11 protein-coding genes are annotated in these 11,125 nt (G+C 54.4%); 3 read left to right on the forward strand and 8 right to left on the reverse strand.

The genetic code is table 11. The features are described from left to right. Positions 1 to 5: 5 nt before the first annotated feature. From pstB to MJA45_RS19990, 4 genes are all read right to left on the reverse strand, one after another. Positions 6 to 767: a phosphate ABC transporter ATP-binding protein PstB gene (pstB, locus tag MJA45_RS19975; protein ID WP_315603655.1), complete on the reverse strand. Its 762-nt coding sequence runs from the start codon at positions 765 to 767 to the stop codon at positions 6 to 8. Beyond that, positions 767 to 1,630 carry a phosphate ABC transporter permease PstA gene (gene pstA, locus MJA45_RS19980; protein WP_315603656.1) on the reverse strand — a complete coding sequence of 288 codons (864 nt, stop codon included), beginning with the start codon at positions 1,628 to 1,630 and terminating at the stop codon, positions 767 to 769. Before pstA ends, pstB begins: the two co-directional genes overlap by 1 nt. After that, positions 1,627 to 2,472 carry a phosphate ABC transporter permease subunit PstC gene (gene pstC / locus MJA45_RS19985; RefSeq protein WP_315608066.1) on the reverse strand — a complete coding sequence of 282 codons (846 nt, stop codon included), beginning with the start codon at positions 2,470 to 2,472 and terminating at the stop codon, positions 1,627 to 1,629. Before pstC ends, pstA begins: the two co-directional genes overlap by 4 nt. Before the next feature lie 295 nt (positions 2,473 to 2,767). Next, the gene (locus MJA45_RS19990) at positions 2,768 to 3,670 is read right to left on the reverse strand and encodes a phosphate ABC transporter substrate-binding protein (RefSeq protein ID WP_315603657.1); all 903 of its coding nucleotides are present in this window, start codon (positions 3,668 to 3,670) and stop codon (positions 2,768 to 2,770) included. Positions 3,671 to 3,928: 258 nt separating this feature from the next. On the opposite strand from MJA45_RS19990, the gene MJA45_RS19995 reads away from it, so the two are divergent. Both MJA45_RS19995 and MJA45_RS20000 read left to right on the forward strand, forming a co-directional pair. Continuing rightward, on the forward strand, positions 3,929 to 5,677 hold the full coding sequence (locus tag MJA45_RS19995) for a methyl-accepting chemotaxis protein (protein WP_315603658.1): 1,749 nt from the start codon (positions 3,929 to 3,931) through the stop codon (positions 5,675 to 5,677). A 188-nt stretch (positions 5,678 to 5,865) separates the two neighbouring features. Further along, a complete protein-coding gene (locus MJA45_RS20000) occupies positions 5,866 to 6,939 on the forward strand; it encodes an aliphatic sulfonate ABC transporter substrate-binding protein (protein ID WP_315603659.1) in 1,074 nt (357 codons plus the stop codon). Between the two features lie 8 nt (positions 6,940 to 6,947). On the opposite strand, the gene MJA45_RS20005 is transcribed toward MJA45_RS20000, so the two are convergent. The 3 genes from MJA45_RS20005 to MJA45_RS20015 all read right to left on the reverse strand — a co-directional run bounded on the left by MJA45_RS20005 (position 6,948) and on the right by MJA45_RS20015 (position 9,549). Then, positions 6,948 to 7,991, reverse strand: coding sequence for a LacI family DNA-binding transcriptional regulator (locus tag MJA45_RS20005; protein WP_315603660.1), 1,044 nt, complete (start codon positions 7,989 to 7,991; stop codon positions 6,948 to 6,950). Positions 7,992 to 8,102: 111 nt separating this feature from the next. Beyond that, a complete protein-coding gene (locus MJA45_RS20010; RefSeq protein ID WP_315603661.1) occupies positions 8,103 to 8,930 on the reverse strand; it encodes an SMP-30/gluconolactonase/LRE family protein in 828 nt (275 codons plus the stop codon). 16 nt (positions 8,931 to 8,946) lie between these two features. Beyond that, positions 8,947 to 9,549, reverse strand: coding sequence for a carbohydrate-binding family 9-like protein (locus tag MJA45_RS20015; protein ID WP_315603662.1), 603 nt, complete (start codon positions 9,547 to 9,549; stop codon positions 8,947 to 8,949). Positions 9,550 to 9,728: 179 nt separating this feature from the next. Between MJA45_RS20015 and MJA45_RS20020 the strand changes: the two genes are divergently transcribed. Further along, positions 9,729 to 10,274 (forward strand): histidine phosphatase family protein, encoded by a 546-nt coding sequence (locus MJA45_RS20020; RefSeq protein WP_315603663.1) that lies wholly within the window; start codon positions 9,729 to 9,731, stop codon positions 10,272 to 10,274. Here MJA45_RS20020 and MJA45_RS20025 read toward each other — a convergent pair. After that, positions 10,225 to 11,115 carry a helix-turn-helix transcriptional regulator gene (locus MJA45_RS20025; RefSeq protein WP_315603664.1) on the reverse strand — a complete coding sequence of 297 codons (891 nt, stop codon included), beginning with the start codon at positions 11,113 to 11,115 and terminating at the stop codon, positions 10,225 to 10,227. The two genes, MJA45_RS20020 and MJA45_RS20025, sit on opposite strands and share 50 nt — an antisense overlap. Positions 11,116 to 11,125 lie beyond the last annotated feature (10 nt).

Below are 11,125 nucleotides of genomic sequence, written 5' to 3' on the forward strand. Positions count from 1 at the left end.
TTCTGTTATCCGAATCTCCCGGTAATGTAGTCTTCCGTCCGCTGGTCGCCGGGCGTCGTAAAGATCTTGTCCGTCTTGTTCGACTCCACTAGGAATCCGTTGAGGAAAAAGGAAGTGTGGTCCGAGATCCGGGCGGCCTGCTGCATATTGTGGGTGACAATGATAATCGTATAGCGTTCCTTCAGCTTCTGGGTCAGTTCCTCCACTTTTAAGGTGGAGATCGGGTCGAGGGCGGAGGTCGGCTCATCCATGAGCAGTACGTCCGGCTCTACGGCCAGCAGGCGGGCAATGCACAGGCGCTGCTGCTGTCCTCCGGACAGTCCGAGGGCCGACTTGTTGAGACGGTCCTTGACCTCATCCCAGAGAGCGGCCTGCTCGAGGCTCCTCTCGACCATTTCGTCCAGCACCGCTTTCTTCTTGATGCCGTGAATGCGTGGCCCGTACGCAATGTTGTCGTAAATGCTCATCGGAAACGGATTGGGGCGCTGGAATACCATGCCTACCCGTTTGCGCAGGGAAGCCACATCCGCGTCGGGCCCATAAATGTCCTGGCCGTCGACCAGAATTTTTCCGTTAATACGAACGCCTTCAATAAGATCATTCATCCGATTCAAGGTGCGCAGGAAGGTCGATTTGCCGCAGCCCGACGGCCCGATTAGAGCCGAAATGGAATTCTCGGGAATGTCCAGCTGGATATCGTGAAGGGCTTTGTTATCCCCATAGGATAAATTTAGTTGGTCAACTTGAATTTTATGTTTAACGGCCATTAGGATTTCCCCCCGGTTAATCGTTTCTGGATGATTCGGCTCGGAATGGCTATGAGCAGGTTGAAAATCAGGACGATAAGAACGAGCAGTGCTCCGCTCGCCTGGGCGATCTCTTTCGCATCCGGCGCAAGGGAGGTCGAGCCCGAATACCACAGATGGACGGCCAGCGTTTCCCCCATCTCCAGCAGGTTGAAGTCGGGAAAATGCCGCGAAACGGACGTTCCGGCTGTGTAGATCAGAACGGCGGTTTCCCCGAGCGCGCGCCCGGAAACAAGGGTGATTCCGGTAATGAGTCCGGGCAGTGCAGACGGCAGCAGCACCTTGCGGACCGCCTGCCACCGGGTCGAGCCGAGGGCAAGCGACGCTTCCCAGTAGGATTCCGGTACGGTACGGATCGACTCCTCCGTCACCCTCACCAGAACGGGAAGATTGAGCAGGGAAAGCGTGGCGGCTCCGCCAAGAATCGAGAACTTCAAGCCCATCCAGTTAACGAACAGAAGCGCTCCGAACAAACCGAAGACGATGGAGGGCACGGAGGACAAAGCCTCTACGGAAATGCGGATCAGCTCCGTGAACTTGTTCCTTTTGGCGTAAACGGCCAGATAAATCCCCGCTCCGATTCCGATCGGAAGAGAGAAGAGCAGCGATAGAAACAGAATGTAGAAGGAGTTGAACAGCATGGGCCCTACTCCCCCGCCGGCCAGAACCTCGTTCGGCTTGCCAGTCAGAAAGCTCCAGGACAGGTGAGACAGTCCGCTGCCTAGAATACGAATGAGAAACCAGGCCAGAATAACGATAATGGCAATGCCCGCCGCCCAAAAGTACAGAGTGGCCAGCCGGTCCGCCGCTTTGTTGCGTTTCATTTCAGCTCACTCCTTTTGGCGATGATGCGGATCAAGAGGATCAGGCCCAGGGAAATGACCAGCAGGACAAGCGCCATCAAGTAAAGCGCATTGTTCCACGTCGTACCGTAGAAGGTATTCGGCATGTCTTTGACGATGGCGGTCGTCAGAACCGTCGTCGAATCCAGCAGCGAGCCGGGAATTTTAGGAGAGTTCCCGATGACCATGAAGACGGCCATCGTTTCCCCGATCGCCCGGCCCATGCCGAGGATAACCCCTGTCAGAATCCCCGGTCTTGCAGCAGGCAGGAGCACCCGCCAGATGGTCTGCCACCGGGTGGCCCCGAGGGCAAGCGAGGCTTCCTCCAGCCGCCCGGGAAGCGAACGGAGTGCATCCTCCGAGATGGACATGATAGTCGGAAGAATCATGACGGCCAGGATAATCGAGGCCGGCAGGATGCCGTAGCCGAGCCCTCCGCCGAACGTTTTACCGAGAAACGGGACGATGACCGTAAGCCCGATCAGGCCGTAAACAACGGAGGGGATCCCGACGAACAGATCGGCGGCTGGACGCAAAATTTCACGCATCCATTTCGGTGCGATCTTGGCCATGAACACCGCCCCCGACAAAGCGAGTGGAACGGACAGTACGACCGCTAGTAACGTCATAAGCAGGGTGCTGTATAAGAACGGAAAGGCACCGAAACGCGGCTGCTCTGAGGAAGGGCTCCAGTCGGTTGACAGGAAGAACTCCGCAAAGGACAGGTCCTTGAACGTTTGGGTTCCCTGGAAGCCTACGAACAGAATAATCGAAAAGATAACGGCGGCCACGAGAATCGCGCTTCCGACAAACACCCAGCGCATCGTATGATCGAAGCGGTGCTGGGCCTTCGTCCATTTGGGCGATTGGCCGCCGGCGGCTGGCTTGGCTCTGCCATTTAGGTCTTTGGCTGCAATAGACAAGGCGATAACCTCCAGGAAGTAATGGTGTATGTCCTTAATAATAGGCAGTGTATGTTAGGAGAAAATAAATGAATTGTTAAGGCAGTGTAAATTCCCTGTCCTTATGCGCGCGGAGTCCCATGATGGAACCAACGCAAAAAAGACCGGTTTCCCGGTCTTTTTTGCAGCTTAGAAGAGAATGGGTTCAGAACCAAGCTTATTTCTTAACAAGATCGGCCGGCAGGAAGCCCATTTTCTGTACTTCCGGCTTCTCGAAGAATTCCTTGCTCATGATGAAGTCGAGGAAAGCCTTAGTGGCGCCTGTCGCTTCACCCTTCGTGTACATGTGCTCGACCCCGTACAGCGGGTATTTGCCGTCTTTGATGGTGTCTTTGGAATAAGCCACGCCATCGATTTTGAGGGCTTTTACTTTATCCGTGATGTAAGGAACATCGACGTAGCCAATGGAGCCGGCTCCTTGGGTAACTGCTTCGGCTACCGTTTTGCTGGAATCCTGCGTTACGCCTTCCTTGGAGAAGTCTTTGCCGTCCAAGATAATCTTCTGAACGAGCTTACGGGAACCGGAGCTGTCCGGACGGTGCACCAGGTTGATCTTGGCGTCCTTGCCGCCTACCTCTTTCCAGTTCGTGATTTTGCCGGAGAAGATGTCGGCCGCTTGCTGCTTCGTGACGGAATCGATCGTAACATCGTTGTTCACGATAAGGGCAAACGGGGCGATGCAGACGATATGGTCTACCAATTTATCTTTGTATTCAGCGGCTGCTTCCACGTCGGAGTTCCCGATGTTGGATACGCCGTCGGCTACGTTCTTAACTCCCGTGCCCGATCCGCCGCCGGTTACTTGAATGTTCGCGCCTTTGTTCTTGGCCATGAAATCTTGAGCGGCCAGCTGAACCAGCGGCTGAAGAGCCGTCGATCCGGAAGCCGTCACCGTACCGGTTACTTCAGGGCCTTGGGAAGGCTGGTTGGATGCGGCAGCCGTCGGTGCCGTCGATGGAGAAGAACCGGCGCCTGCGTTCTCGTCTTTGTTTCCGCAAGCCGAAAGGACCCCCGCTGCTAATACTACGGATGCTGCTAAGCCAAACCACTTTTTCGACATGATTCCATGTCCTCCTATCAATCCTCTATATTTTGTTTACGAGATTTAGGATAACAGCCGATTGTTAAAGCAGAACCCAAGAAACGTTAAGGGAGTGTTAAAACTTTTGATAAAGAGTTCTGTCTGGGTCCAAAGCCCTGGACGTCCGGTTAATCCTGTCGGTTTTTATCGAATTTACAGCCGGATAACAAAATCCCCTCTCCCTCTTAATAGTTGGTTTGTATACTGGCCTCAAAGGAAGATTATGGAGGCGATCGTATGGGAATCATTCGTTCAATTACTCTTAAAGCGCGGCTGGTTGGCAGCTTTGCCGCCATTGTGGCCGTCTTTGTCGGGGCGGCTGTCTTCAACTCCTGCCAACTTAACCGGATGGCGGAGCTGCAGGATATCCAAACCGCTAAGCTATCGCTCAAGCAGCTGGCGATGGAGCTCAAGGTACAGGTTCAGGAGATGAAGGATCTCTCCTCCGGTCTCATGATCTCCCGTCAGGCTATCTACATAGAAAAGTATAGGGACCAGCGGCCCAGCTTTACCGAAACCATCCGCCGAATCGGCGACAGCGCCGAAACGGAAGAACAGATGCTTCGCAGAAGCCTTCTGATTACGGCTTCCGTGGAGTACCTCGAAACCTTTGACCGCGCCGTGAAGGTCATCCAGGACCCCGGTCTCACTCCCGTCGATGTCCAGACCAATATTGAATCGATGTATAAACAGGCGCAGGAGCAGCGGGACCGTATTTTCGAGCTGGTGGACGGCTTCTATCAGGATTATCTTCGAGACTCCGAAGAAGCGGTCCAGGCCGCCTCCCGAACCATGGAGGAGAGCTCCCGGGTATTAACCGCGTCCTCCGCCGCGGCTGTGGTGTTTACCCTTGCCGTCTCGTTCCTTTTGACCCGTTCCTTCTCCCGTCCGATCCGCGTTCTCCAGGCCGCTGTGGCCCGTCTCGCCGAAGGGGACCTGAGGCAGAGGATCGGCTCGGAGTCCCGGGACGAGCTGGGGCGATTGAGCCAAAGCTTCGACCGGATGACGGAACGGGTTCAGGCCATGCTCGGCCAATCCCGGGAAATCGCCTCCGCCCTGGCCGGGCATTCCCGTTCGCTTCACGCCTTTTCCGAGCAGACGTCCGCCGCCAATGCCGATATTCAGCGGGCCATCGAGGAGATTTCCGCAGGAACCGCTCAGCAGGCCGGACATGCGGAAACCAGCGCCAGTCTGATTGCGGGCTTGGAGGAAGAAATGGAAGGCATCCGCTCTTCGACGGAAGGGATGAGAAACGCCGTCGGCGGGACTTCGGGCCAAGTGAGGACCGGCTCTCTGTCCATGCAGGCACTCGGCGGAGCCGCCTCCCATTCGGAAGAACTCCTGGAGCAAGCCGTAAGGGCCATGAACGAGCTAGCGCTTCATTCGGCCGAAATCGGAACGATCACCAAGACGATAAGCGAGGTTTCCAAACAGACTCATATCCTTGCGTTGAATGCAGCCATTGAGGCGTCTCGTGCGGGCGAGCAGGGCCGCGGCTTCTCGGTGATTGCCGAAGAAGTGCGCAAGCTTTCCCTCGAAACCGAGCAGTCCACCCGCCGGATCGGGGAGATGGTGGAGCGTCTTCAGACCCAAACCCGGAAAACGGATACCAACCTGGCAGAGGTAAGAGAGGGGCTTTATGCCCAGAACCGCCAGGTCGCCGTCACCCTGGGCTCCTTCGAAGGAATCCGCCTGTCCATGGAAGATGTCGACGGCCGGATGAGGGACATTTACGGAAGGCTGCAGGCCGCCCACGCCAAAAATAGCCGGTTGTCCGACTCGGTCCGCTACGTGGCCGCGGTCGCTCAAGAGGCAGCGGCGGGAGCGGAGCAGGTCAGCTCCACCTCGGAGGAGCAGAACCGCTCGCTGAACCGCATGACCGGACAAGCCGATGATATTCGCTACCTCTCCGCCCGGCTGTTCGAGGAGATCAGCCGCTTTCACCTGGAGGAGAAGGAGGAAAAGAGAAACGTTCAAGGAGATTAGCCGCTAAAGTTTAAATCGGTTCTTGACGGCTGGCTGTTCCCTTGGTAATATAAGTCCAACAAAACCAATTGTTTTTGTCGGAATAAAATTCCGCTTATGTTGACCGTATCAACGGAGACATCCCTGTTCTAGACGGGGGGCGTCTCCGTTTTTACGTTACCATTAATTTTTGTCTAGGGGGAACTGTCATGAAATCCATTCGTAACCGCCGGTTGTTATCGATCACGCTTATCCTGCTCTTGTCCTTGGCTGCTGCAGGCTGCGGCCAGGCACGCTCCTCCGGGCAAGATTCCTCCGCTTCGGCGGCGGCTTCATCCGACGGCGCTTCTTCTAATGCGGGAACCAAGCCTAAGGAAAAAGTCACGGTCCAGATCGGGGTTCAGGGCAAGACGGGGATTCTCGTGTACGCCCGGGAGAAAGGCTTCTTCGAGAAAGCCTTTAGCGCCGTGGGGGCCGAGGTCAAGTGGAACGAATTCGCAAGCGGTCCTCCCCATTTTGAGGCTCTGGCCTCGGGGAGACTTGATTTCGGTACAGTAGGAGGAACACCGGTCGTTTCCGGCCAAGTCGGCGGGGTGGATTTCAAAGCCATTGCGGTGACGGGAGACGGCAAGAAAGGCAACATGATTGTCATTCCCAAAAATAGCCCCATTAAGGAGCTTAAGGACCTCAAGGGCAAAAAAATCGCCGTTGCCAAGGGCAGCAGCGCTTATAATTTCCTGTACATGGCCATCGACAAAGCCGGCCTGAAGGGGGAGGATATTAAGGTCATTCAGCTTCAGCCGGATGAGGCGAGACCCGCCCTGGACACCGGCGCCGTGGACGCCTGGTCGATCTGGGATCCTTACGCGACCACCGCTGTTTATCAGACGGGAGCCCGAATCCTCGTTTCGGGAGAAGATCTGAACATCAACGCCCCCGGCTTCCTGATCGCCAGAACGAAGTTTACCGAGGACCATCCGGATCTCACGTTGCTGTTCTTGAAGACGTACGAAGAAGCACGCCGTTACTACTTATCCCATCTGGATGAGGTCACCGACGATATCGTGAAGTCTCAGAAGCTGGACCGGGAAATCATCTCCACCGTCCTGAAAAATGCTTCTCCGCTGCTCTCGCCGATCACCCCCGAGTTCGCCAAAGCCCATCAGGAGCAGGCCGACTTCCTATATTCGGCGGGAGCCATCAACAAGAAACTGGATACGTCTAAGGTGCTGGAGAGCAAGTTCGTGGAGCAGGCCCTTAAGGAGCTGGGGCCGGGCAAGTGATGCTGCCATTAAGCTTCTATGGCGATCGGGGCTACGGACTGACGTTCGATGAGCTTCGGCTGCAGCAGGAGATGAACTGGCTCGAAGCCATCGCTCTGCATCGCTTCCATCAGCATGGAACAAGCGAGGCGCCCCATCTCGGCATTCGGCTGCTTGATGGTCGTCAAGGCGGGCCTTACGATTTCTCCGAAGTCTATCCCGTCAAAACCGATGACGGAAATGTCGTCCGGCACCCGGAAACCGGAAGCGTCCAGCTGGTGGATGACTCCGAAGGCCGTCATGTCGTTGCAGGCAAATACCGCCGTAGGCTTGTCCTCTTCCTCCAACAGCATGGAGGTTAACGCTTTGCCGTTCTCAAATTCATAAATCCCGTCGTACTTATGATCACGCGCCGTTTCCTTGACGAGGAGCTCCAGGCCGGCTTCCCGCATGGCTTCAAGATAGCCCGAATGGATGCCGATACGGCTCGGCCGGTCAAGCGGTGCGGTGACGAACGCAATCCGCCTGTGTCCGTTTGCTATTAAATGGCGGGTAGCCAGCAGCCCGCCCTTATGGTAATCAAATTCCACCTGGCTGATGCCGGCGTCATCGATTTTCTGGTCGATGGCAATGATGCGCTGCCCCATGCGGATATAATCCTGGATGGCCTTTTTGTCCTCCGTAATGGACGAAAGGATCAGCCCGCGGATCTGCTTCTCGAACGTCGTTCGGAGATAAGTCTCCTCCAGCACCGGGTCGTGCATCGAATTGCAGAGCAGCACGTTATAATTGTTCTTACGGGCCGTCTCCTCTATCCCGAGCAGTACCGAGGAATAAAAGGGATTCGTTATGCTCGGAACGATAACCCCGATTGTCGTGTTGATGTTCGTCTTTAATTGCTTGCCCAAAAGATTCGGGACGTAATGGACTTCCTTGGCCGTCCGCAGGATTTTCTCCCGCAGCTTGGCGCTGACCGGGTACCCGCTGTTGCTGAGCACCCGCGAAACGGTCGCGGAAGAAACCCCGGCCAACCGTGCGATGTCATGGATGGTTGCCGGTTTGGGTGTGGTCATCGTCCTATTCACCGCTTTCTGCTGTATCGATGGCTGCGTTCCTTTCATTTTATCATGAAGGGGCCGTTTCCTACTATAGCGGCAGGCGGTCCTGCGATCGGCGCATCCGCCTTAGTCCTGCCACATCCCCCAGCACCTTCCGGGCTGATCGGCGAGAAAGACCTGAAGGTTTCCGGTATCGGCAACCGTCACATACCCGTGGCGGCCTTCCGGACCTCCAAAGGTAAGGTTCGTGCAGTCTGTCCCCTCCAGCTGGACCTCCAACAGCAGCTCGCCCTGCGGGGAGAGCTTCGCGATTACCCCTTTGCCGTAGCGGGTAACGTACAGGTTCCCCGCCATATCGCAGCGCATGCCATCCAGCAGATGATCGTCGAACTCCACCAGCAGCCGCTTGTTGCTGATCTCCCCGTTTGCGCTCAAGTCATACGCCCATATTTTGCGCTGGACCGTTTCGTTGACGTATAACGTCTTTTCATCGGGACTGACTTCGATTCCGTTCGTTGTCCCCATCCCCGCTTCCAGAAGCGTGATGCTTCCATCCGGATCGATACGCCACAAGTTGCCTGTCGAATCCTTCCAGTTGGGATCACTCGCAAAGAGGACCCCGCCTCTCGTAATGGCCAGATCGTTCGGCTGGTTCATACGGGGCTCATGGGCAAAGACCGAAAGCTCCTGCGTCTCTTTGTCCACCTTGAAAATATTGTGCTTCGCGTAGTCCGCCAGGAACATGTCTCCCTGCCGGTTGAACCGAATCCCGCTCGCGACGCTGCCCTCGGGCAAATCCAGGAAAACACTTACTTCCCCTGCGGGAGTAGCCCTCCCGACCGTCGACGCCCTGGCGTAATTGACGGCATACACGTTTCCTTCCCTGTCGCACGCCGGCCCTTCAATTCCCCTTGTAAAACCGGAAGGAGAAGTAAATGCTGTACTGGCTAGCATCTAAGCTCCCCTCCCGTTAGGCGGTTTCGGTTGTAAACACCAGGTTCCCAAATCGCAAAGGAATGTGGTAGTTGGCCACGCCTGTCGGAGACCAGGCCTGGTAGTGCCTCTTCCCTTCCCGGTCCTCGTCGATCCGGTAAAAGTTCACCCTCCAGGTCGTGCCTTCCTCGGGTACCTGCCCGATATCCGCGAACGGAATCTTCCAATCGTAAATTTTTCGATCCCCTTCGGTTCGTACACTCGTCACCAGCCCCTCGGCATCCCAGTCCGTATGGACGGTGATCTTCCCTTCCTTGTTATCGATCCGGGCATCGAAAAGAACATTGTGCGGGCTGAGCTCAAATTCCAGGTAATGGCGGCCGGTCCCTTCCACGTCGATAAAGATCTCCACCACGTCCTGCTCATATAGAGGGTCGTCCCGGTCGATGTAGCGGGATACGACATAGTCGTCCCGTCCATCGAACCGTATGTATAAAGCATCGGCGTCCCAGCATACCTTCACCTGCGTCTCTTCGATAACCGGCTCTCCCGTCACGACATCCACCAGCTGAACGGCCTGCAGGCGTCCCCAATCCTTCTCTTCCCCGTTTTCATAGAAGCATTTCAACGAATAATCCATAACTTTTCTCCTCCTCTTGAGATTATTTTACATCAAGAATATAAATGAATTTTTTTCTCAATTATAAAACGTTGTTTACTAGTTGAATGAGATATTAAATTTTCAGGAAAGGGCAGGTTGAAAAGGGAGTTTTGAAGAATAAATAGGAAGATCCCTCCTAAGGATAGAGGTGAAATCTCTTGGAAATCTTAGTCATCCGGCATGGCGAATCTGAAGACGAGACGATCGATCTTAATGAACCGTTAACCACGCTAGGAATAGAGCAAAGCAAAAAAATGTCCCTGCGTGTTTCTCAGGAGTTTCCCCCTGAAATCATATGGTCAAGTCCGCTGCAGCGTGCACGTGAAACGGCCCAGATTCTAGCAACTACTGTGGACTGCCCCATTCATTATGTGGATGACCTGCGTGAGCAAGACCAGGAGGAGAGCGGCTTACACTTTCACCAAAGAGTTCGGCAGATATTCTCTCATATAAAAGATAGCAGCAAACCATTCAAACGAATCGCCATCGTCTCCCATGGAGGAACGATTACGAAACTCATCCAAACTTTCCTTCAGCTTCCACCGGAAAGCAACGCTTGGTTTCATACCAATAACACAGGGATTCATTTCTTGGACTATCATTCCAAAGCCGATATTATAAAATTCGCCAACAGCACGGATCACTTAAAACCCTTTAAGACAGCACCTGTTTGGTCATTTCATTCCGGAAATCCATCGGACTGAACCCCGTGATACTCTTAAATACTTTGCCGAAATAATTGGGGTTGCAGAAGCCGGTTTTCTCCGCCACCTCCGTAATGGAAAGCTCATTATCCATCAACCACTTCTTCGCCATGTTGATTCTGGTCATGTTGATATAGTCGGGGAGGGTCATACCGGTACTCTTCTTGAAGAGACGGCTGAAATGATAAGGGCTTTTGTTCACCAGCCGGCCTAACTCCTCTAAATAGATCGATTCGGCGTAATGCTCTTCAATGTACTCCAGAACAGGGCGAATCGAAGCAAAGGCAAGGAACGATAGGTCGCCCCGTCTTGCTGATGAGTAATGCTGCTTATCGAAGTAGCGAACCAAGGCGGTCATGATCCGGTAAAGGTGAGACTTGATAGCCATTTCGTAACAAACGTGTCTCTTTCTGTTCTCCTCGTAACAAGTCGTGATGGATCCGTTTAATTCCTCCCACAGGGGATGGGTTGGGGTAAACAAGCATAGCCGGTGCCTGATCTTAATGAAAAGGTTGTAAATCTCTTTCGTTTCGAACCCCTCCAGAAAGCTCGTCACGAAGAATTCATCGAAAATCAATCCTATAATTCTGGCGTCATCCGACAGCGGCTTAACCGAATGGATTTGTCCGCTGTTCACATAGACGATATCATTCTCGGCAGCCGTGAAAGTCTGATTGTCCAGCGTGACAAGGACTCGGCCTTTCATGACCTGGATGATTTCCAGCTGATCATGCCAGTGAGGACAAACCAGGTACTCGTCTATGACGTCCGATACATCGCTCGTGCGAAAGGGAAACCGCTTTCCGACGGCGGGAACGATTCTCTGTTTGAGATCGGGCACACTCCCCCCT

Source organism: Paenibacillus aurantius, from assembly GCF_032268605.1.
Lineage (GTDB): Bacteria > Bacillota > Bacilli > Paenibacillales > NBRC-103111 > Paenibacillus_AO > Paenibacillus_AO aurantius.